This window comes from Geojedonia litorea (genome assembly GCF_042654525.1).
In the GTDB taxonomy this organism is placed as follows: domain Bacteria; phylum Bacteroidota; class Bacteroidia; order Flavobacteriales; family Flavobacteriaceae; genus Geojedonia; species Geojedonia litorea.
On the sequence record NZ_JBHSGP010000013.1, the window covers coordinates 143,649 to 167,580 of the forward strand.

General features: G+C 35.5%; 13 protein-coding genes and 1 pseudogene. 1 reads left to right on the forward strand and 13 read right to left on the reverse strand.

From position 1 onward, the window contains the following. Positions 1-207: 207 nt before the first annotated feature. The 12 genes and pseudogenes from ACFO5O_RS08050 to ACFO5O_RS08105 all read right to left on the reverse strand — a co-directional run bounded on the left by ACFO5O_RS08050 (position 208) and on the right by ACFO5O_RS08105 (position 21,625). Positions 208-1,770 carry a sulfatase gene (locus ACFO5O_RS08050; protein ID WP_387962638.1) on the reverse strand — a complete coding sequence of 521 codons (1,563 nt, stop codon included), beginning with the start codon at positions 1,768-1,770 and terminating at the stop codon, positions 208-210. Positions 1,771-1,816: 46 nt separating this feature from the next. Next, the gene (locus ACFO5O_RS08055) at positions 1,817-3,607 is read right to left on the reverse strand and encodes a glycoside hydrolase family 43 protein (protein WP_387962640.1); all 1,791 of its coding nucleotides are present in this window, start codon (positions 3,605-3,607) and stop codon (positions 1,817-1,819) included. Between the two features lie 11 nt (positions 3,608-3,618). Beyond that, on the reverse strand, positions 3,619-4,617 hold the full coding sequence (locus tag ACFO5O_RS08060; protein WP_387962642.1) for a T9SS type A sorting domain-containing protein: 999 nt from the start codon (positions 4,615-4,617) through the stop codon (positions 3,619-3,621). Between the two features lie 53 nt (positions 4,618-4,670). Continuing rightward, complete coding sequence (locus ACFO5O_RS08065) at positions 4,671-7,538, reverse strand: alpha-L-rhamnosidase (RefSeq protein WP_387962644.1); 2,868 nt, start codon at positions 7,536-7,538, stop codon at positions 4,671-4,673. A 94-nt stretch (positions 7,539-7,632) separates the two neighbouring features. Then, positions 7,633-8,715: a 6-bladed beta-propeller gene (locus tag ACFO5O_RS08070; protein ID WP_387962645.1), complete on the reverse strand. Its 1,083-nt coding sequence runs from the start codon at positions 8,713-8,715 to the stop codon at positions 7,633-7,635. 9 nt (positions 8,716-8,724) lie between these two features. After that, positions 8,725-10,179: a DUF1501 domain-containing protein gene (locus ACFO5O_RS08075; protein WP_387962647.1), complete on the reverse strand. Its 1,455-nt coding sequence runs from the start codon at positions 10,177-10,179 to the stop codon at positions 8,725-8,727. A gap of 16 nt (positions 10,180-10,195) precedes the next feature. Then, positions 10,196-13,030: a DUF1549 domain-containing protein gene (locus ACFO5O_RS08080; RefSeq protein ID WP_387962649.1), complete on the reverse strand. Its 2,835-nt coding sequence runs from the start codon at positions 13,028-13,030 to the stop codon at positions 10,196-10,198. Positions 13,031-13,094: 64 nt separating this feature from the next. After that, the gene (locus ACFO5O_RS08085) at positions 13,095-15,011 is read right to left on the reverse strand and encodes a hypothetical protein (RefSeq protein ID WP_387962651.1); all 1,917 of its coding nucleotides are present in this window, start codon (positions 15,009-15,011) and stop codon (positions 13,095-13,097) included. 229 nt (positions 15,012-15,240) lie between these two features. Then, positions 15,241-16,806: a T9SS type A sorting domain-containing protein gene (locus ACFO5O_RS08090; protein ID WP_387962653.1), complete on the reverse strand. Its 1,566-nt coding sequence runs from the start codon at positions 16,804-16,806 to the stop codon at positions 15,241-15,243. 161 nt (positions 16,807-16,967) lie between these two features. Then, complete coding sequence (locus ACFO5O_RS08095) at positions 16,968-20,420, reverse strand: glycosyl hydrolase (RefSeq protein ID WP_387962654.1); 3,453 nt, start codon at positions 20,418-20,420, stop codon at positions 16,968-16,970. Between the two features lie 136 nt (positions 20,421-20,556). Then, positions 20,557-21,137 (reverse strand): annotated as a pseudogene (locus tag ACFO5O_RS08100) (aldose epimerase family protein). A 113-nt stretch (positions 21,138-21,250) separates the two neighbouring features. Then, positions 21,251-21,625, reverse strand: a complete 375-nt coding sequence (locus tag ACFO5O_RS08105; RefSeq protein ID WP_387962656.1) for an aldose epimerase family protein — start codon at positions 21,623-21,625, stop codon at positions 21,251-21,253. Positions 21,626-21,957: 332 nt separating this feature from the next. Here ACFO5O_RS08105 and ACFO5O_RS08110 point away from each other — a divergent pair, with 332 nt between their 5' ends. Further along, complete coding sequence (locus ACFO5O_RS08110) at positions 21,958-22,905, forward strand: hypothetical protein (protein WP_387962658.1); 948 nt, start codon at positions 21,958-21,960, stop codon at positions 22,903-22,905. A 346-nt stretch (positions 22,906-23,251) separates the two neighbouring features. On the opposite strand, the gene ACFO5O_RS08115 is transcribed toward ACFO5O_RS08110, so the two are convergent. After that, complete coding sequence (locus ACFO5O_RS08115) at positions 23,252-23,587, reverse strand: glycosyl hydrolase (protein ID WP_387962662.1); 336 nt, start codon at positions 23,585-23,587, stop codon at positions 23,252-23,254. Positions 23,588-23,932: the final 345 nt, after the last annotated feature.

The following is a 23,932-nucleotide window of genomic DNA, read 5'->3' on the forward strand; positions in this document are numbered from 1 at the left end:
TTTATATTATTATTAGCATTTTTAAATACAAGTGTTTCATTTACTCAAGAAAAAAACTTAGATGTTTTAGTATTCTCAAAAACACAAGCTTTTAGGCATAAATCTATCCTGTACTTTTAAGTTATAAAAACACTTACTTAATTATATAAAATATTTGAATTCTTTTTAGAGTTGAATTAGTTTTTAGCTCTTTTCACATCGTTTATCTTAATCAACAGTTACCTTACTCTTCCACCAGTTTTCATTGGGTTTAAAATCTTTTGATAAAACTTCTAAACGTTTTTTTTCTATTAATGGCCACTTGTTATTTACAGTATTTAAATAACGTGCTTCAGCTTTGCTTTTGTTGTATTTTGTGTCTTCAACTGGGAATTTAGCGCCTACGTTTTTTAACCACGACATTAAATTATCATTGAGTGTTTTAGCTATTTCAGGATACTGAACAATCACATTTAAATCGTCGTTTTCTTGTGAAGGCAGTTTATACAATTCCTTATGATTATCTTCCCAATAATGAATTAACTTCCAGCCTTCTTGTTGTATCATAGAGGCTGGCTCTCCACCTTGATTTCCGTAATGTGGATAATGCCAATATAATGGTCTATTTACCTCCAATGGCATTCCTTCTAATAATGGTTTAAGGCTTATACCGTCTTTATGTTGTTTTGGATTTAATGGTACATTTGCAAAATCTAAAAGTGTTGGATAAAAATCAGTATTGATTACTGGAAATTCAGTTGTGACACCAGTATTTTTTAACCAAGGTACTTTTATAAAATAGGGTTCGCGAATACCACCTTCCCATTGGTAGCCTTTTCCGCCTCTTAACGGCAGGTTACTAGTAGCATAATGATCTCCTGATGCTACGCCACCATTATCAGAAGTAAATACTACAATGGTATTCTCTTCGAGACCATTGTCTTTTAAAGCTTTTAAAACTATACCCACGGCGTCATCCATAGTTTCAACTAATCCAGCGTAAATTGGATTATCTTGCACTTGACGGATAGGTAGCACACGCTCCATCTTATAACCTGAATCTGTAATACCTAAACTATCGGCCTTATCACGGTATTTTCGCCATTTTTTTTCTGTGGTTTGAATTGGTGCATGAACTGCGTAAAAGGATAAAAACGCAAAAAAAGCAGTGTCTCTATGTTTTGAAATAAATTCGGCTGTTTCATTAGCTAAACGCAAGGTTAAATTTTCACCATTTTGTTTATTTTTTAATTTAGGATTTTGCCAAGGCGCAAAGTACCCGCCTTTAGGTGAACCTGCTTCTGTTCCAGCAAGATTAATATCGAATCCATGATTTTCAGGATATGAGCCCTTGCCTCCTAAATGCCATTTCCCGGCAAAAAAAGTTTTGTAACCATTATTTTTTAAAGCTTCGGCAATGGTAATATCTTCATGTGGCAAGGATTGAACGTAATCTGCAGGTAATAATTTATCATGGTGTTTTGTTGTGCGCCACTCCATGCCTGATTTTGCTCCAATCCAATCGGTAATGCCATGACGAGCTGTAAATTTTCCTGTCATTATACTCGCGCGCGACGGACTGCATACTCTACTAGCTGCATAGCCATTTGTAAACATCATACCTTCGTTTGCTAATTTATCTACGTTAGGCGTTTCGTAAAAAGTGCTGCCTGTAACTCCTAAATCATGATACCCTAAATCATCAACCAATATAAATAGAATATTTGGCTTGTTTTTTTGATTGAATACTTCAGCTTTATTGTTTTCACATCCTAATAACCACAAGACCATAAAACAATAAAATAATTTATTTAGGATTTGCATAGTAAGCTTATTCTTACTTAACAGCTTTAGGACCATCATAATCATAGGTAAACCAATCGACATCGATGTATCCAGCATCTTCTTTAGTGTTCCATGAAAAGAACCCTAAACGGTCACCCGTCCATTTTCCAAATGCGATGGTAAACGTTGGCCCAAAATTTTTATAGCTTTCACCATCTAGACTATATTCATAAGTAGCTTGGTTGCTGTTATTTGATGTTCTAACATATAAATTGTTTCCAGTTAGTTCTGGCCCTAGGTTTTTTTGAGCCATAGGATCCATGTAAAACAGCTGTTTTTTTCCGTTTTCGTTTACTTCAACACCTAATAAATTAAACACACCACCATAGCGTACAAAGCCAGCTAATTGGTGTGGTTGCATACCTGAAATATCAAATTTTGCCACTGCAGTTCCTGTAGTGGTTCCCATAATTCGTTGACTCAATGTATTACAGGCCCTCCAAAAATCGGAATCGGAGCCATCGTTGTTAGTCCATTCATTGATGTTAGGGCCATAACCTTTTTCGTTTGGTAATATTTTACTTGCTTTAATGCGTAACCAACCTGGACGCTCGGTTAAAGACCAATGTGTGTTTCTTGGATTGTGGTTCCACTCCCATTGGAAACCTAATTTAGGCGATGAAAAATAGTCGTCTGAACTAGGCGCAGCAATTGGGTAACCGTTTATAGGTTTTTTGTATTGTTTTACAGGTTCGCCAATGCCATCGTTATCTTCATCTACACCTATAATTGGCCATCCGTCAACCCAATTTACAGGCTCTAAACATTGTGGACGCCCCTGAAACGGAATCGTATCGTTTTGAATGAGTTGATGTATATACCACCATGATTTATCTGGAGCTTGCATTAAAGCACCTTGACTTGCACTACGATTGTTAAATGCCTTACCTTTTTCTAAAACAGTTTTTACCTCATAAGGGCCATAAATGCTTTCTATTGAACGCAACACAATTTGTTTTCTATCATTCTTCGGGTTTTTAACCCCTGGTTTGGTTGACCTATCACCCATTGTCCATTGTGCTAAAAAAATATACCAAGTGCCATTAATTTTATAAATTTTAGCCGCCTCTGCACCCATGCCTGTATACACCAATTTACCTTCGTCTAGGATTTTTGTTCCGTCCCAACTCATTTCGTAAATTCTATTTTCATTGCCTTCAATGTTGTTTTCTGGACTTTTTTGCTTTCCTGCTGTATTTATAATCACGTAAGCTTTATGCGTTTCTTCATCCCAAAATACTGCAGGATCATCTAATACTTTTGATTTTGGAAGCATCATAATAGGCTTGCTCCATGGGCCTTTGATATCTTTTGCTGTTGCCACCATTAAACCATGTTGATAATCTATTTGGTAACAATACCAAGTACCTTCATGATAGGCCAAATCGCCTGCCCAAGTGCCGAAAGAATAACCATTCATTCTATCCCAATTGTATTCTGGTGCCCATGAAAGACTATCAAATACGTGTCCAACGTTGGTCCAGTTTACCATATCTTTCGATTCCAAAATCGGCATTCCTGGAGACATGTGCTGTTTAGAGGTTATCATGTAATAGGTGTCACCAACTTGCTCAATATCAGAATCTGGATAATCGGCATTTAATATTGGATTGATGTATGTACCGTCTCCTTGATCTCCAAAACTCCCTATTTTAGCTTGTTGTAGGTTTTCGGATTCTTTTGATTCATTAACTTTATTTTCTGAATTTGATTTGCAGTTTGAAAGAATGAGGATTGATACCAAAATGAATGCTTTAAAAGTACTTAAATAAGATATTTTCATGAGACGATTATTTAAATTTTAATAATTTTTTTTGTCAAACGGGTTGTATTATTCTTAATGGTAAAAAAATATATTCCGGATTGTAAATTACTTATATCGACGGATTGCTCGCTTGAAGTACTTTGCAGTGTTTTTATAATTGCGCCTTGCATATTAGAAATTATAAGCTCTGATTTAATAAGCAGATTATCAATATTTATTATACCATTTGTTGGGTTTGGATAAATTTTTATTTCTCTTCTGTTTACCTCATTTATAGATAGCACCTCATAACAGGAAGATTCTGGATTATTTAAATTAAAAGCAACACTATCTGAAACATCACTTCTTCTTAACACCATTTTATCCATAAAAAAGAAATTTGACCTTGCATCAACAATTACTGAGTAATTTCCCGCAGTATTAAAAGTTGCCCATATAAATCTAAAAGAATCCCCATCGTTGGTGTTTGTTACAAAACCCCAGCGTTGTTCAGGAGTGGAATTTATAGGATGTCTATTCATAAAAGCCTTGAAATAACCATCAACACTAGAGCCTACTGGACAATCTCTATTTGGATTACTATTGCAATTAGGTTTTGGTTCTAACGCTTGAGTAGAAGTTGAACTACTCTCTTTTGTAGCATAAAAGTCATCAGCCACTATACGAAGCCAAGCATCATTGTGCTCGCCTCCTGATGAACCTGCTCCTATACGACCACGCCAAGCAAACCTATAGGTGCCTGGATTATTAATTTTTATGTTATATGTTATTGGTGCACCAGAAAGTGCATTGAAAGACTCTATGCCATTCCAAAATATATAATTGATAGTTGATCCAGATAAATTAGGGTCTGATTCGCTTCCTGTTTGCCAATTTGACCCAGAAGGTAAGATACCCGATTCCATCTCTATTGTTAACAGACCATTTTGTTCCTCAAAAGGCAGGGTACCATCACATGCTGTTTGTGAAAAGGAACATACTGAAATTGTAAACAGAGTAATAAATATAGGGATTATTTTATTTTTCATTTTTAAAGATTCTATATTACCCGTATAGAAAGCAAATGAGTTCTACGGTTTTTCTAGTTTTTCTTGTATTCAATTTTATAACTGCCCGAACCTAAAACTACATTTGTATTTTCAATTAGTTCGGATTTATATTCCTTCTGAAAATCATAAAATGACAAACCGTTTATTATAAGGGATTCCTTTTCACTCTCATTTAAAACCAATTTAGCTTCAGTGTTGAAAGGCACTTCAAACGTCATAGATAATATCCCTGTTTCAAACGTCCAATCGTTTTTAATGTTCCCATAAGGGGTGGGCACACTAACTTTTGTTTGGGTAATTTGGCTTGGAAATTCTGGATTGACAGTAAATTGTTTATATCCAGTCTGTTTTTGGCTTGATTTAATGCCTCCAAAAGATTCGTAAAAATAAGCTGCAAAACCACTGTGCATTGGGTGATTTAATGAGTTTGTTGGACCTTCCATTTTCTCCCATTCAAACTGGCGCTCTGGCCATGTGGTAAAACCTGAATTCATCACATAGGTTTGACTTGGAAATTCTGGCGTTGTTAAAATATTATAGGCCAAATCTGCTTTTCCGTATTTAGATAGCACGGTATAAATATAACGGTTACCATGAATTCCTGTAGAATGGTGCCCTCCTTTTACTTTAACAATATCATATTCTAGACCATTAACCACATTATTTATTTCGGCTTCAGGAACCATATCAAATTGAAGTGCTTGCACCGTAGCCGTTTGGCTTTGGTACCATTTATGATTTGTATTTGGTATAGTAACCAAATATGCTTTATTAAAGGCATCTTTTAAAGCATCTTTTTCTGCCTTGATTTTTGCCTCATACGAAACGTCATTATTCATTTTGGCAAATCGTTCCATAATACCCAAAACATCATAAAAATAGGCGTTCGCTGAAATGATAGGGTCGCATTCCATGGCTTCAGGATTCAATCTTCTATCCCAACGTGGCGGACACCAATCGCCCATACCGTCTTGCATAATGCCGTTTTCACCTTTAAAATCGAGGTAAAAATTGGTTAAATCTTTCATTTCAGGATAATACTCCTTCACAATGGCATCATCGCCATAATATAAATAGTTGTACCAAGGTAAATACATGGTGGCCACACCCCAATCGATTTTTGCATACGTAGAGGTACGCTTTCCAGGGGCGATCATGGTAGGCACTTGAAATTTGATATCTGGATTATTATGCCCTTTGGTAGGACGCATTTGCGTGCGGATATCTTCCATATACTTTTTATAAAAATCGTACATGTCGTAATTATACAAGGCATACTCACAAAAAGCGTGGGCATCACCCAACCAACCACATTTTTCGCGATGCGGGCAATCTTCTGGAATACCGTGGATATTATCAACAATAGTCCATTTACTAATGCTGTGCATTTTATTGAACAAATCATCAGAACATTCAAAACTACCTGTTTCCTGGATATCGGTAGCTACTAAAACCGCTTTAATCATATCGGCATCCGGTTTTCTAGAAACGCCTTTAACTTTAGCATACCTGAAACCATGATAACTGAATTTAGGCTCCCAAGATTCAAGGCCATCACTTTTACAGATGTACTGATAAATTTGAGGCATACCGTTGGCACCACCGCCTGTAGACCCTTGAAAAATATCTTTTCCGTTGGTTAATAGTGCTTCGGTGGTGATGATTTCAATTAACTGGCCTTCTTTCTCCTTAACATTCAGTTTTACCCAACCTGCAATATTTTGTCCGAAATCGACAATCCACTCACCATCGGCACCTTTAAATACATGTTGCGGTTCAAATTCTTTTAACTTTTTAATTGCAGGGATTTGTTGTGCACTTATTTTATTTACTTTGGGAGCAGCTTCTTTGGCATGTCCCCAAGAGCTATCATCATAATCATCACTTGTCCAATTACCTAATTCGTAACGTGCATCATAGGTATCACCGCCATAAATGTTATTAAAAACAATGGGACCCGTAGATTCTTTCCATGTTTCATCAGTATAAAAATCTGATGATGTACCATCTGTATAGTTTAATTTTACCAAACATCGTACAGTTGGTGGACCATAGGACACCCCTTTTTTGTTAGATTCTGGATCGCCGTTCCAAGAAATATTTTGTCCATAAAACCCATTTCCCAGTATAATTCCGAAGGTATTTTTACCAGATTTCAATTGTTCTGTAATGTCATAATTTACATAATACGCTTGCTTATCATAATTAGATGGTGCAGGATCCAGCACATGATCGCCCACTTTTTCACCGTTTAAATACAATTCATAATAGCCTAATCCGCAAATATAAACTTGGGCATTTTCCACTTCTTTACTAAGGTTTATCCCTTTTCTAAAATAACCAGCAGCAAAACCCTCAACTGGCTTCCCTTTTTTCATATTACCGGTTATGTAATCTCTAAAACGATACGCGGAAGTTCGTGTATCTTTGTTAAGCGTTATCCATTTTGATGTTCCCCAATTAGCTTCATTCATCAGACCCATTTCAAACTTTTGAACTTCAGACCATATTGATGCATTACTACTTTCATCCCAAATTTTTACTTGCCAATAATAGGTTTTTAAAGCTTCTAAAGGTTCGCCTTCAAACTTTATAAAAGTGGATTTGTCGCTTTCTATCTTTTGTGAGTTCCACACATCAGCTTCTGATTCATTCAGTTTTTCTGGTGAAGATGCTACTAAAATGTGATATGCCGATTGCGATTTATTAAACCCTTCTGTATTGACAATCCATGAAAAAAGTGGTGCTTCACTTTCAATTGCGGAGGGGTTTATTTTTGAATTAAGTAATAACTTTTCAAAAGTCAATTTTGAATACATTGTACTTGATTCTTTTTGATTGCATGAAGTGCCTAGTAATGCAACGCACCAAAGTGTTAAAAGTATTTTGTTTTTAAACATTATAGAAATTTAAATTATTAGGGTAAATATTCAAAGCTAACATTAATAGTCTTAAGTATTATACTGTACTGTTATGGTAAATTATATTTATGATTTATACCCGTTCTAGTTTTATGGGATACGCTTTATTCGCATTCCATTGGCACACATATAGGTTTTCATCATTATCAACACATACATCATGGCAATGATTAAATATGGGCTGATCTTGAACCATTCGCTGTAATTTTCCTTTTTGGTATGTTGGCTCCGTACCTCCAGGATTTGACAGTGCTTTACCATGTTTATCTAAAATGGTGACAAAACCAGAATGAGGATTTATATTGTAAGGATGTGTATTCTTATCACCCTCAACATAATCTATCTTTGAAGACCAACAAACCCCTGAATACAAATTATCATTATGAATCACAGGGCGACAAACGAATGCTCCGGGAAGCACAATGGATTCTAAATATTGACCATCTAAAGTGAAGCGTTTAAAACAATTGGCTGCTCTTGAAGTAATTAATAATGTTGGATCGCCTTTACCCCTGTAATCAATGCAAACCCCATGTGCGGTTTGAAATTGATTTTCTCCAGTTCCTCTGCCTTCGCCTATTTTCCTTATAAACTCGCCATCTTTTGTGAATTGCAATATATAATTGGATCCATAACCGTCTGCTATATAAATATCGCCATTAGGTCCAATAGCGGATTCTGTGGGTTTAAAAAAAGCATCTTTTTCATAAGCGCCATATTCTGATGGATGACCAATCAGCATCAACTCCCTGCCATCCGTAGTGGTTTTTATCACACTTCCATTGGTATCACATATAAACAGAAAATCTTCAGAGCCATCATTCCATAACGAAAGACCGTGTCCTCCTCTGTAACGAATTCCCCAAGAGTCCAACAACTTTCCAGATTTATCATAAATCAATACATTATTATGAACGTCATCTCCAACCATAATAAGCCTTCCTTTAGAATCCATTACCATTTCATGACAGTTTTTTACGGGTGTTACTGTTCTATCCAGCTCTCCCCATGATTTATGTACTCTGTATTTGAAATCGCCATGACCAATGATATCATCATACATTTTAGGTTTAGATTTTAAAATATTAAAATGCGGTACAGCTACCATACCTAACGAGGCTTTTGATATGTTGTTAATGAACGTTCTTCGCTTCATGATCTTAATTTATGCTTTTTTTGATGTCATAGGCTTTCCAAACAAATCTAAAATGGGTTTCCCTTTTCCATCAGGAGTTGTGTAAAATGGCCTACTTTCTATTTCGTAATGGGTTTCTGGATGCATACCTAAAGCGTGATAAATAGACTGATGTACTTGGTCTATCACTACGGGATTTTCTATGGAAGAACACGGGCGTTCATCGGCAGTTTTCCCATAAACCAATCCTTTCTTTGTACCACCACCCCACATTAATATAGAACTTCCATCGGTGAAATGGCGATGCATACCGTAATGTTTTTCGTGTTCAATAATATCGGGCTGGTTTACTTGATCTTTTACTTTTTTACCCGGTCTACCTTCCATGATGGCATCGCGACTAAACTCGCTTGCTAAAATTATCAAGGTTCTATCGAGGTGCCCACTTTCATCTAAATCTTTAATTAATTGCGCCACAGGTCTATCGATAAGCGCTTTCATTTTTTTTAGTCTTGTATGTCCATTTTCATGTGTATCCCAGCCTAAAAAAGGTTCATATTCGGTAGAAACACTAATAAAACGCCCGCCATTCATAGCTAATCGTTTTGCCAATAAACAACCTAAACCAAAACGTCCTGTATTGTAGGTATCGTAAACTTCTTTAGGTTCTTCGGACAAATCGAAAACTTTAGCTTCTGGCGAATTCAATAAACGGTACGATCGTTCCATGGAACGCATTAACGACTCGCGCTGATAATCACTTGCTTGCTGCATCACCTCACTTTTATTAGCGAGTTCTTTGTACAATTTATAACGTGCCTCAAAACGTTTTAAAGACATGCCTTTTGGAGGGCGAACGCTTTCCAAACCACTAGATGGGTCTGGAATTAAAAACGGACCAAATTCAGTACCTAAAAAACCTGCAGAATGAAACGCTTTTAATTCTTCCGACTCTCCCATAGTGAAGCGTTGCCCCATGGCAATAAACGGAGGGATTACCGGATTGGCAGGTCCTAATTCTTTCGCTATCCATGCCCCAATATGAGGTGCCTGTACAGACTGTGGCGGTTCGTAACAGGTATGCCAATGGTATTGATGACGGGTGTGTAAAATATGCCCCAAATCGGCCGATTTGTATGAACGAATTATGGCGCCTTTATCCATGACACTGCCTATGGACTCTAACCCTTCTGAAAAATATAAATCGTCCACAATAGTTGGCTTTTTTGGGAACGTACTTAACACACGCTTGCTTTCCACGCCTTTTTCATAAGGCACATAGGCTTTAGGATCGAAGGTTTCGGTATGTGCCATACCACCAGCCATCCATAGTAGAATAACAGTATCTGCAGTAGATGCCATTTTTTGAACTTCGGGCGCACAAGAACTTAAAAAACTAAAACCAGGAATGGTAGTTGCGGCTGCTGATAAGCTAGCGGCACTCATCTTTTTTAGAAAATCTCTACGTGAACTATATTTATCCATGTTTTATAAGCTTTTTTTAATTAATGAACTGAAATTCTGGCGACATCAAAACCGCCCAAAACACATCTTGCAATTGTTCTTTTTTTGGTTTTGACCCTAAAACATCAAGCATTGCTGCTTTTTCTAGTTTAGAAGGTTGCCTTCCAAGCGCTTTGTTATACAAGTTATTGACAATTACATTTGGATCTTCGCCATAATTTTTTAGCCATACTTGTGCCCCTTCTTCCAAAATCTCATTAAAAAAGGCACCGTTAGTCAATTCTAAAGCTTGGAGTAATGTGGCTTGATCTTCCCTTGATGTAGTAACAATTTCTCTACTGGGTCTTCCTAAAGCTTTCATAAATGGATGTTGCTTTACCAAACTAGCACGTGCATATTTTTCGTTGTGCGGTTTAAAAGTAAAATCAAGAAGCTGTCCCCAATTTTTGAAATTTCCTGTACTATAATTTCTAACTTCTTGCCATGAACGATCGTCATAATTAACAGCAACCCAATTGCCCTGTGGAAGTTCTCGTGAACTTAACCATGAAGTATCTGATTTTAGTAATAGTGACTTGCCCGATTTATAATCTAATTTTAATGCAAATAAAATACCTGCAGGATTTGCAATAGCACCTCCATTTTTTCCAATAATTGCTAAGGTATTTTTTCCAGCATTTAAATGCTCGGTAACATCAATTTTATCAACTACTTTCCAATTTTTATTCTGTGCTATTTTTTTACCATTAAGATAAAGAACATAAGAATTATCAACTGAAATCAATACCTCCCCTTTCTTTATAGCTTCTTTTGAGACATTAAATGATTTTCTAAAATATCTTTTACCAGGTTCGGGTAATACTACCCTTCCTAACTCTTCTTCTAAATGCCAAATACGTTTAGCTTCAATATCATCGCCATTAGGATTGAATGCCACCTGTGAATACATAGGCGCAATAATTTGACTAACGGCATCTGAAAATTGTTCTGCACTTAATCGGCGCGTTACAGGGCCTTTAAAGACATACTTTATTTTTAAATCCTCTTCTTTTTTATAATTAACCATTGGTAATTGATACACTTTTGAGGTCATTATCCGTTTAATCAAATGTTTTAAATCTGAACCCGAATCAATAAAATCTACTGATAACCAATCAAGGACATTTGCATCCCATGGTGCATTATCCATTTCGTCTAAAGGTTCAATTATACCACGCCCCATTAATCGGTCCCAAATCCGATTGGTAATGGTACGGTACAACCTTCCGTTATCTCTTTGTACCATAACCTCTGCTAGCCTTAACAACCTATCTTTAACAGTTTCACCTTCTACGCTCCCAAGTTCAGGATATAAAAAATTAGGTTTCGCCATTATTCCTATTGGTTTATCACAACGATTCAATTCAAGAATAGTATCTGAAAAAACAGTTGCAAAACTGTAGGCTTGATCCAAGGTTAAATTACTCACAAAACTATTATGGCATGACGCACATTTTACATTAACCCCCATTAGAGACTGCCCAATATTTTGAGCTGCTTGCATCTCTGTTCTCTGGCTAGCATTAACAACACCCCGCCATTGAATCCCTTGAATAAAACCTTCTGAACCCCTGACAGGGTTTACCAATTCAGTTACCACTTGATCGTAGGACTTATTATTCATTAAAGATGCGAACAACCAATTTGTAATTGGTTTTTTACCTCCTACACTGTAATAGTCGTTTCGTAACAAATCATTCCAAAAACTTAACCAATGCTCTGTATAGTTTTTATTGTCATTTAATAAAGATTCAATTAATGCTTCGCGTTTATTAGGAGTTATGTCTTCTCTAAATTTTTGAATTGCTTCGGGTTCTGGAAGCAATCCAACAATGTCCATATATGCTCGTCTAATAAAAGTTCTATCATCTACCAATTCTGGCCAGTCAAGATTATTTTTATCAAAATAATTATTAATTAATTTATCTACTGGATGATCTAAATCATTTGCATTTGGAAGATTTGGTTTAACCAGAGCTAGTTCTGCTTCAGGGAAAACTTTAACCGCTTGATCCGACCAATGTGCCCCCTCGTCTATCCAAAGTTTCACAAGTGCAATTTCATTTGAGGTTAGCAATTTACCTTTTGTAGGCATGACGTCTTTATGACCTGCTGGTAATGAAATGCGTTTATAAATCTCACTTTCTTCAGATTTTCCTGTAACAATTGCTAACCCTGATTCCCCTCCTTTAAATACACCTGCTTTTGTGTCGAGGCTCAATCCTCCCTTTTGCTTGTTATCGCTATGACACTGATAACATTTGTGTGCAAATATTGCCCTTACTTCTAGGTTCAATTTATCTTTTTGTAATTCTGATAATGAGTCTGTCGTCTTGAATTCAGCAAGTAAAGTCCCAGATACCTTACTCGTATAATAGCCTTTATTTCCTGGTAAAATTGAAGAAAGGTAACCTTCTCCATGCGTTAAGTTTGCACCTAAATGCCCAGTTATTGTCAATACTATTACAGTTACAAAAAATACAATGCGATAGGCTTTTAAATTGACTGGTGAATTTTTTAAACTATATTTTAAAACTAAAGCAGTAGTTACAGCCAAAACTGCGGTTGCTATTCCTATGTATTGATGATTATCTGCCAAATTCCCTGAATAGTCTTCTTGATTTTTTAAAAACCAGCCAAATAGTGCAGAAAAAACAGCAAAACCGGCTCCAATATAAACCATATGATTTATACCATCCCTTAATCCTTTCCGCCTTCCGTTTATAGTCAGTAATTCTAAAATAAAACCAATTAGCAAAAGTCCAATTGGAAAATGAACTAATAATGGATGTAAACGCCCTAAAAATTGTAATATCCACTCTATATTTTCCATAAATCAATAATATTTAACTCATGAGTAATTCATATCCTGTACAATCCTGCTCTTCAACTAATTTTTAACTTACAATTATTGTTATAAGTAATTCTTTTTTATCCTCTTCAAAATATATTTCTAATGGTAATGCCTCAACACCCGGAACCATGTTAAAAGTTCTTTGACCTTCTATATCTTTCATAGTTATAGGTGCACTTGCCTTAATTGTCACCAAACCTTCAGGCTTTTGAATGGTTATTTCTTTATCACTAATTTTAGTAACCGTCTCATTATTTGGAGAAACAATTGGTAGAACAAATGCGGTTGGATTAGAGATCTTTCCATCTGATTTTACCTTAATTTGAAGACTTTCATTCGTAGATTTATAGGACAAATCAAATGCTGATGCATTTTCGGCAATAATTTCTCTTTTTTGATTTTTTAAAGACACTTTAGAATAAATAGTGATTTCTCCGTTTTTATCTTCTGATTCTGTTTTTGCTGACAAATCATAAAGATTTGTATACCAAACGTCATCCTTAAAAGTTTCTATTCTTGGTGTTAATGCAATATCCTTATTAGGTTGTGGTTGTTGATTGTATGGTTCTACCATATGATATTCTGCCATACTTGCAGCACATACCAGCCCAATTTGAGTGTGATATAAAACTCCTAAACTAGCACCCGTTGCTTGACGAAAATCTTCTTTAAAATGATACTCTGCGTCATACGCACTAACTGTTCCTCTCCAATTACCTCTTGCAAAAAGTGTAACATCTAAATCTTTAAAATATGTAATTCCGTCAGCCATTACTCTTGGTAATTGCGAGCTTGCATTTATCTCTGGCAGATGATTCCAATGATCTAGTAAAGCTGCTAATGGTTTTGAATGGGTAAAGGTATGATGCACGCAAGGTGGAATACCTGCCGATACATAATGTGGCCCACCGTGAATTAAACCATCTGATGTACATCGTTTTAATAATTCTGTATTTTTTACTGCGGCTGTACCAAAAACAGGATTGATATGTGCCATCATCGCAAAGGCTGGTTGACTTCCGTCACAAGTTCTGCTTCCCCAATAGCTCCACTTATACATTCGATTACCCCAGCTATTATCCCATGCCCCATCAGGAAGCATAAATTCTAAATGGCTATTTAGTGATTTGGTAACTAATTGTAATAATTCTTCATCTTTCTCTTTTAAGGCATACATTACAATACTGTTTAAAGATTCTTCGACATTATATCCTAAATCAACACCATGTAATCCCTTGTTACTTAATTTTTTAGAGCTTTTTTTACATTCACCAAATAGAAACCCTTCGTTTTCTGTAAAATATTCTTTAACTCCTTGCGCTAGTTCATTACTTTTTTCTTTAAAATCTTCTCTTTTTAAAAAGTCTCCAATTAAATTAAGTCCATAAATGGCTGTTGCTCCATAGTTGATATTCGTAAAATCGATGGTAAAAGTATCGTGAACATACTGACCAGCACGTGCTAAACGTTTGGTCCAAGATTCGCGGGTTTTTTCGTCTAAAACATGACCGTGATAATGTAAAGCTTCGGCTAGTGCAATAGCTCCAAAAATAGTAATGCCTTTCCATGATTTTGGATTAGGTACAACGGTCCAAGCACCATTTTCTTGAGATACGTTATTTTCGGCCCAAGTCATCACCATATGAGCTGCTACCATATATTTATCGTCTCCTGTAACGTCCGCCATGTACAAAAAAGGATACACCGCATCCATACAACGCCCATGAATATGTGAACAAGAAGGACAACCCAAAGCACCATGTTCTTCAAGATTAGATGGGTTGTTTATTTGAACTTTTATCATCCCATCGCACCAATCTTTTAACAAACTTGAAATCAAATTTTTGAATTCTAAAGAATGCTCAGGATGATTTATGCACGAGCTAAAAATTCCAGTAATAGGTAATGATAAACCTATTCCTGTTAGTGTTGACAATTGTACAAAGTTGCGTCTTTTCATGTGTTAAATTTTATTGTTTTTTATTGGCAAGATGTAATTCGCCTATAATCATTTCAGTTGTTATCAACTTTTTGTTATGGGTTATTTCAGAAATAATTGACCAGATAAATTTTGGCTTTTGAAAAATATTTAAAATTATTTGCTTATCTATCCTGTTTTGTCCTGTACAACGAAATTAAAAAGCCAGAAATATGCTTTCTGGCTTTTGTATGATTTCCTTGAATTTATTTTATTTAATTACAAGTTTGGTAAAGTTAATTGAATTTCTACCATCAATAACTTTAACAAGATAAACACCTGATTTAAATTGACCATTATTATTTATCTTAAGATATTTACCCTTGGATTTACTTTGGAAAACCGTATTACCTAAAATATCAAAAATTATAATATTAGCATTATTTAAGTTATTTAATGCTACAGTAAAAGTATCATTTGCAGGGTTAGGATAAATTTTCACTGAAGATGCGCGCAGCTCTGTGTCAGAAACACTTAAGGTGGCGCTTGTTGGTATAGCCTCCCATTTACTCCTGTCATCAGTCTCTGAAACTGAAGCATGCGTTACACTTCCATCTGCTTCATGATACAAAAATCTACTACTTCGAGATTCAAACCTATAGATATCTTGAGCATCGTCATAATGTATGGTCCATGTTTTATCTGAATCAGTTGAAGGAGGAGGGTTTCCAGTGCTTAAAACTACATAAGGACCTCCTGGACCACCTGAACCTGGTGCACGAAGTATTCCTATTCCATCAGCTTCATTATCAATATTAAAATATGCTCCACTCTCCACAAAAGTCCAATGTGTACTTGGATCTTCGCCAGAATCGGTCATAGTAACCGGTGTAGCACTGGAACCTACAGCTGTTAAAAATTTCCCTGTAGCTATATTTCTCAACCGGTAAACGTCACCTGTTGATGGTGGTGGGTTAGTATCCACAATTTCCACCTTTTGGTACGTGGTATTTGCCCATCTAATTTGAGCTCTACCACCTTTTACTCGGTATGCACCATATCTAATACCCGATTCTGTCCCTCTTTCTGGTTCTGGAATGTTCCAATTAAAAACGTCTCCTCCAATTACCGCGTCACAATAATGAATTTTTTTGGTGGCATCGTTTGGGTCTTCTCTAAAACCTACCTCCAGTTCAAAACTGATTTCTTCATCTTTGTTTACGTCCCTTAAGTGAACGATTTCTCTACCACTGCCTTCTCCACCACGATATAAGATACGCTCGGCATAAATTTTGAACCCTACCTGCTTGTCTGCATCAGCACCTGTACCATAAATAGGCTTTGCCAAATACAAACAAATGGCCGGATCTGCAGATCCACCGCCACCTGTGTGTTTTCCTTTGGCTTGTGCTATATAAGTACCATCCTGATTGGTTCCTGTGGTATCCCCTACTTCAAGGATCCTTACAGTTCCTGTGAATCTGGCATAACTTCCAACGCCTGTTTCTTGTGATCTGCTTAATGAACGTTCCATTCTAGGTTGCAAACCATTTGTATCTAAATGATTAGAGTTGTATGTTATGTTGTATACCCCCCAAGTTTTTCCATAAACATTGCTTTCTGAATAGTCTGAGTAACAAGTACGGTCATCAATAGTCCCTACATTAACAGGGTTAGGCAAATCTGATGATGTTCTAGAAGCATTTGCAAATTCACCTGAAACTGGACACGTAATGTTTGGATTAGTGTCTTCATCGGGTGCCGTTTGCGCCGATAAAAAAAGCGAAACGAGTGCAAAACCTAAAAATAATATTGCTTTAAGAGTAATTTTTTTCATAGCTATCATAAATTGTAGTCCTTAACCAATTTTATATATTATTTAAAATTCATTAAAATCCTGAAGATTACTATCCTGAACTATGCTGACTACAAGACAATCGGGCTATTTATTCGGCAAAGCACAAAACTTTAACAATTATTAGACTATTTTAATAATAATTAATCAATCACCTTTAAAACGACCGGTCCTATCAGCCCTGAATTTTCAAATTTAGTTTCATTGTTTTTAGGAGGATTAGTAGTCCACGTTTTTTTTTGGTCTTTTGGGCGCCTGTTATCATAAATTAATTGATTGTGCCATGTGTTTGTCACTTTAATTTCAAGATTGTTTTCTCCAATCTTTACAAAATCAGAAATATCAAAAACGAATGGAGGGGCCCATTTAACACCAACTTTTTTACTATTACACCACAATTCTGCGATATTGGCGACTTTACCTAAATCAATAATGCTAAACTTGCCTAATTCTTCTATGTTAATGGTTTTTGTATATGTCATAGTTCCTGAATAATGTTTTACAGCATCATCTTCTAAAAGTGTTAAAGATTTTAATATAGGAATATTTATTGAATCTGGTGTATCCCAGTCTTTTTCAAAAAATAACTTCCAATCAGCCTGAAGCGATAAATCTTCAACTGAGATATCTTTAGTCGATTTTCTTTCATCTTGATGAAAAGTATACTTGCCGGACATTGAAGGAATTAAACTATCTGCTATCCATGATACCATTGTTGTTAGGTTGTTGTTATGAACCCGATACCATCCAGACTTAGAGTTTAGAATTACCTCATTATTCGAAGTTATTTTTGTGGCAAATGGTTTTTCATTGCCTTTTGGGAAAACCAATATTGCACTACCATAAGGAGGTAATGAAACAGCAACATTGGTTCTATCATTTTCAGTGTCCCAAACCTTGGCATTATGTTGCTCTCCAGTAAAAGCATTCCATTTTAGTGGATAAACTCCATTCAATCTAAAACTTAAGGATACATCTACGTATTTATCCATCTTTGAAGCCACAAAATATATGTCTGCATCATTTGTTTTTCGATGAATCCAGTTGATATCCAAACCTTCTGGAACAATAACATCTTTGGCAATATCTTCCGCTTTTAAAACCTCATCCAGCGTTTTACCCCAATACACCTTACCTTTTCCAACCTGCTTAACACCACTTTCTGTATTGCCCCACAAAAGATTCGCGATCCCTGATAGTTCTTTTAAATCATTATCATCGTCCATTAAACTTGGAGAATCAACAGGTTTTTCACCAAGAATTACAGCACCTGCTTTAACCAACGTTTTCAATTTTTTAGCCGTAGAGAGTAACATTTCTTTAGAATCCCGTAATACGATAACACGATAATCTCCCCCATCTTTCACACGGATTTTACTATCAACTATGCTTAAATTTTCCTGTAAAATCTCTGCATTTAAATAATCAAATCGATAGCCTTTAGGAAAATAATCTAAATCAAAAGGGGGACGATCAAAATGATCTCCATAATACCATAGCACATCTGCAACATATTCTCCTTGCTGTAGCATATATTGGTTTCTAGTTATATAATCTGTCCAATCGGACATATATTTCCACCATGTTTGGTTTCTTACTAACGGAAATCCAATATTTCCTCCAAAACTTGAACCTGGAGATACTTCTTTTTGTGGTGTGTGCGAAAATGTGTGAAACACCAAGTGATTAACTCCTTTAGTAAAATTATAATCGATTAAATATTTTACACTAAATGGATGCTCATTCCATTTTACACCAACTTGTGTGCAGGCCTCTGCAGCCAGTATGGGCTTATTATACAAATGTGATGCAGATGCAGCATTGTATATAGGTTTAGCATATTCATTTTGGGCAGATGGTGCTGATGGGTACCAAAACTCGGTCATTGGAATATCGCTTACGCCATAGTACCGCATTGGGTCTATTGGCAAGACTTCGCCTCCGGCTCCTTCGGTATATACTTCGGCGCCCATGTCGTGTGCCACAGTTGCAAAATGTTTGAAGAAATTGTCGATATACACTTCATCCATAGTATGCCTCAAATCTCTCAAGAATTTAGTCGTAATTTCAGGACTTTCCACAATATAACCCATAGTGGCAGGTAAATACAACTTCATGCTATAACCCCTTCGCTGTTCAAATTCATTGAACATATCCTCAGAATTTATGGTCCAAGTAGGCACATGACTTTCCCAACTATCTATTAATAACCCGTGTAATTTTCCATCGCCTATAGGGCCACCAGGCTTAATTAAATTTCCAATCATACCATTTCGTAAATGGTTTTCTATGGCCATTTTATCTAATTTGCTCGACTCCCAACCTGTAGCTTCTGGAACTGCTGGTTTATTGGTTAATCGCATATTAATGTGACCAAAACGTACTATGGTCCAATTACCATTAGGTACATCCCAAATTAATTGGCCAGCGGCATTCATTTTGTTTGTAAGATTTACAATTGAATTTGCTTTTATAATCGTATTTTCTGAATAATTAATGTCCACATCTTTTTCCAAACGTCGCAAAACTTTTGCTGCTTTCGCTTCATGGTTGTGCAGTAAGGGTTTTGAACTTAACCTAATAAACTCTGGTGCTATACTATGTTCGCCTTCAAACGTAAATATAAATTCTTTAGATTTCGTTTCTGGGATACTGAGCGTTAAGTGCTTGCGCCTGTCGTTCCAATTGGCATCTGGAACTTTAATTGTTGTTATAGCTTTTAATTCGTTATTTACTAACGCCTCAACTTTAATGTTCACCTTTATTTGTGGGTATTCTGTACCCACTATCATATGCCTTGTTTGAGGAAAAGTAATTGAGCGTATTGTGACAGGGTTATTAAATGTTGCTTTCACCCAAGTATGATGTTCGTTTACCTTTGATATGCCTATGGCTCTATAGTCTTCTAAAGGTTTGCTCAATCGGGTTGTGGTTCGTGTCACCGTAAGTTTTGAACTGGGATTGAAGATGTCTTTCCAAGGCACTAGGGTATTATTTGTTTCAATCTTTGAAGGATTTAAAGGCTCTATATCATCCCCTTCAGGTGTTGGAAATGCCAATAGTTGAATGTCCTTATAATTATAATCTGGAGTATGATATAAGGAATCTAATTCTAAAACTTCATTAAATTTTTTGTTTCCTGTAATATGATATATAGTTTCTACCACTTCGCGTTGTGCTTCTTCAACTGGCACCCAAGGCCCTCCAGTCATTGACCAACCAGGGCAATTTTGCATGGTAAATTTTAATCCTAATCGTTTGCTTTCATCTGCGGCATGACGAATCATGTCTTCCCATTCAGGAGATAAAATTTTTATTGGTTTTACATTAGGGAATGGTCTTCCGTCTTTATTAAATAAGTGGATGCCTTGCAGACCTGCTTCTTTTATAGCTTCTAGATCTAAGGTTAAGCCTTCTTTGCTAATATTGTTTCCAATGATGTGAAACCAGGTTTCCGGACGAAAGTTACAAGCAGGGTTTTTAAAATTTTGGCTTAATTCTTCAAAAGTCATTAAAGGTGTAATATTTGTGGTTTCTACTTGCGATTTACAAGCCAAACATAAAAATGACAACAATAGAAAATAAATATATTTCATGAAAGCAACTTTTTATTATTATAAATAAAGAGATAATATTTCATCAATGTAACCTGTAGTATCCTGCACGAAAAACAGTCAACCACCGCGCTAGATTTTTATATAGGTTTAATTACCAATAGCAACTACTTGTTCATTAAACCGAAAACCTAAAAATGGTTTTTGTTCTATAAGTTTCGCTTGGACTCAAAATAATTGAAGAGCATAATTTCTGATTTGGTGCATCAGGAAAATGTTGAGTTTCCATAGCAAATGCTTCGCGATATCTAAGTGTTTTTTCCGATTTTCCGATATCGGAGCCATCAAAAAAAATCCCTCCGTAAAACTGAATTCCTGGTTCTTCGGTAAATATTTCCATTTGACGTCCACTTTGAGGGTCTATAACTGTCGCTGCTGGAATAATCTTATTATTTTTTTTATTCAGAACAAAATTATGATCATAACCTAAACCATTTTTAAGTTGTTGATTACTTTTTTGTTGGTTTAAGTCATGACCAATTTTTTTCGGTTTTCTAAAATCGAAAGGAGTTTTTCAACATTCAGGTTATCTCCTAAAGGGATTAATGTCTCATCTATCGCTGTAAATTTGTCGGTATTAATTGTTAAAATATGATTGTTTATTGTACCACTTCCCTCACCGCCAAGGTTAAAATAAGCGTGATTTGTAAGATTTACAGGCGTTTTTTTATCCGTGCTAGCTTTATAAGTTATTATCACTTCATTTCTATCGGTTAATTCATATTGTACCTATACATTTAAATTCCCGGGATACCCCATTTCTCCATCTTTCGACATATACGTTAGAACAATTGAAAAATCACTCATAAATTTCACGCTCCAAACTTGGTTATGAAATCCTTTAGGACCTCCATGAAGGTATCATTATTTATAGGTAATTCATATGTATTACTTTCTAAACTAAACTGTCCCTTTGCAATCCGATTTGCAACACGTCCGATTATTGTTCCATGATAAGGTTCTTTGGCTTCAATATATTCCTTAATACTTTTAAAGCCTAGTACGATGTCTCCTATTTTCCCATTTTTATCGGGTGTACATAAACTAACCATACGTCCGCCATAATTGGTCACGGCCATTGTGATATTAGCATTTTTTAGAAAATAAATGCGAACCGTTTTACCATCTATGATGGATTGAAAATTCTCGGGTTTTAAACTACAACAGTTTCGTTTTTGACGTAGCATTCTATATTATAAAAGTTATGGCATCTAAAGTTTCCGACTTTTTTTGTTGGCAATTTAAAATTGCGACTAACATAAAAATGCTAAAAAATTTACTTTTCATTTAATGAGCCTTATTAACAAAAAAAATAGTCTTTTAAGTTTAAGATTATCCTGCACATTCATATAAAATAAAGCAGAAAAAGCAATCCTAACATCAATTCTAATTGATTTAAATTTGTTTGTGAAAACTAAAAAATAAGGCTCCTTTAAGTTAATAATTATTTTCAATCAGGATACCACAGGATAACTAGATTCTGTTATCTTATTATCTTTGAATAAAATTGTTAAATATTATGAAAAAATCAAAATTCATTTACAGACTCATACCAATTACTGCATTATTTGTTTTTACAGCATTCTTTTCATGTACAAAAGATGGGCTTGGGTTCTCTGAAGACGTTATCGTATTTGAATACGTCCCAGATCCTGACCCAGAACCGGACCCAGATCCTGTAGTTATAGCTCAGGATGAAGATACGGGTTCAGACTTAAGCTGTTCTCCTGAATTCCAAAACAACAGTACCAGAAATGTAGATGTGCCAAACCCTGCTAATGTAGGTGAAGTTGATGATAGAAGTTGCTACTCCGATTACTCAGAAAGTATTATTGATGGTACTACTTGGGGAATATATAATATTACTGATGGGTCCAACCACTGGGATGCACCAAACACCTTACAACCCAGAATAGAAAGATCATTAAGCAGATCTGGAAGCACAGTAGTAGGAAGTTATGCAAAATTTTCAGGAACATTTAGAATTCTAGAAGTAGGTGACACAGACGGAACAAATCAAGATGGAACATACATAGCACAAGCCAAAGGAAAACACACAGGTGGTGGTGGTTCTCCAGATCCTGCTATTTGCCTATATTTAGCTAAGCCAGTTTATGGCACAGGTGTTAATGCAGACAAACAAATAGCATTCGATATTTATGCTGAGCGTATTTTAACTCGTGGTGGAGAAGGAAGTGATGGTAGAGAAATAGCTTTCCTAAAGCAAGTTGATAAAAATGAGAAAGTTGACTTTGTTCTAGAGGTAGGTTTTGCTCAAGATCCAAATGATGCAACAAAAAAAATACATTATTGCAATGCTGTAATTGGTGGTGAATCCTTTAACTGGAATATCCCTGAACCGGATAGAGGAACAGAATCTGGTATTAGATATGGTGCATACCGAGTAAAAGGAGGTAGAGCACAAACTAGATGGGCGAATACTATTTATGAAAAAGTAGAAAATTAAACAAAATACTTTTAGGCCAACTACCCTTGAGGTAGAATTTTAATGCTATTTTGTGACTTCATTTTGGAAAAAATCAAAATTCTTTATTTAGATTCATACGTTTGGCAAAAAAACAATTTTAATGAAAACCCTGATGCTTGAGCATCGGGGTTTTTTGATTAAATTCTGCCTTTATTTAAGCAGAAATCTACAACTGAAGTAGAACTTATATAATCTAACCCATTTTAGTCGGTGAGTTAAAATCTTGAATGAATAGTTTTATTTTTTATGAAAAAAGATTTGAATAAAAATTATAAGTAATTAGTTAGTGTATATAGTTTTTTTAATACATATAACTCACAGATTATTAATCAAACTCAACTGTTTTACTTGGTATAAACCCTATACGATGTGCTTCTACTACAGGAACCCAAGGGCCACCAGTCATTGACCACCCTGGGCAATTTTGCATATTAAATTTCAAGCCTAAAATCATGCATTCATCTGCCACATGACGAATTATATCCTCCCATTTTGGTAATAAAATAGTCACTTGTTCTGCCTTGGGATAAGGTTGACCTGATTTATTGCACAAATGAATGTCTTGTAAACCTGCTTGTTTTATGGATTCTAAATCTGGGGTTAAGCCTTCTTTGCTAATGTTGTTTCCAATCCTATGAAACCAGGTTACCAGACGATACAGATGAAGGGTTTTTTAAATTTTTACTTAGTTCATTTAAAGTCAAAGAATCTGAACCATATGACTACTTGTTGTTTTTGGGCTGGCATCCTAAAAATAAGTTTATAGCAAGAATTAGCGGAACTATACGTCGCATTAATTAGAAATCTTTACTATAATAACAATAATCAAATGAATAAAGTATGCTGTTCAATCCTATAAATAGCCAGTAACTGATACTGATACCATAATATTAAACAAACAAGTTCTTACTACTTATACAATAACCTTTTGGTTATCCCTAAATCTGTTTTTAAAATATACATCCCTTTAGAAAAACCTGATATATTTATTGTTATACCTTCACCA

Coding starts and splice junctions, on each gene's coding strand:
- ACFO5O_RS08090 (WP_387962653.1), bottom strand. CDS start 16,806: ATGAAAAAAATTACTCTTAAAGCAATATTATTTTTAGGTTTTGCACTC.
- ACFO5O_RS08070 (WP_387962645.1), bottom strand. CDS start 8,715: ATGAAGCGAAGAACGTTCATTAACAACATATCAAAAGCCTCGTTAGGT.
- ACFO5O_RS08060 (WP_387962642.1), bottom strand. CDS start 4,617: ATGAAAAATAAAATAATCCCTATATTTATTACTCTGTTTACAATTTCA.
- ACFO5O_RS08110 (WP_387962658.1), top strand. CDS start 21,958: ATGAAAAAATCAAAATTCATTTACAGACTCATACCAATTACTGCATTA.
- ACFO5O_RS08075 (WP_387962647.1), bottom strand. CDS start 10,179: ATGGATAAATATAGTTCACGTAGAGATTTTCTAAAAAAGATGAGTGCC.
- ACFO5O_RS08050 (WP_387962638.1), bottom strand. CDS start 1,770: ATGGTCTTGTGGTTATTAGGATGTGAAAACAATAAAGCTGAAGTATTC.
- ACFO5O_RS08105 (WP_387962656.1), bottom strand. CDS start 21,625: ATGCTACGTCAAAAACGAAACTGTTGTAGTTTAAAACCCGAGAATTTT.
- ACFO5O_RS08065 (WP_387962644.1), bottom strand. CDS start 7,538: ATGTTTAAAAACAAAATACTTTTAACACTTTGGTGCGTTGCATTACTA.
- ACFO5O_RS08085 (WP_387962651.1), bottom strand. CDS start 15,011: ATGAAAAGACGCAACTTTGTACAATTGTCAACACTAACAGGAATAGGT.
- ACFO5O_RS08095 (WP_387962654.1), bottom strand. CDS start 20,420: ATGAAATATATTTATTTTCTATTGTTGTCATTTTTATGTTTGGCTTGT.
- ACFO5O_RS08080 (WP_387962649.1), bottom strand. CDS start 13,030: ATGGAAAATATAGAGTGGATATTACAATTTTTAGGGCGTTTACATCCA.
- ACFO5O_RS08055 (WP_387962640.1), bottom strand. CDS start 3,607: ATGAAAATATCTTATTTAAGTACTTTTAAAGCATTCATTTTGGTATCA.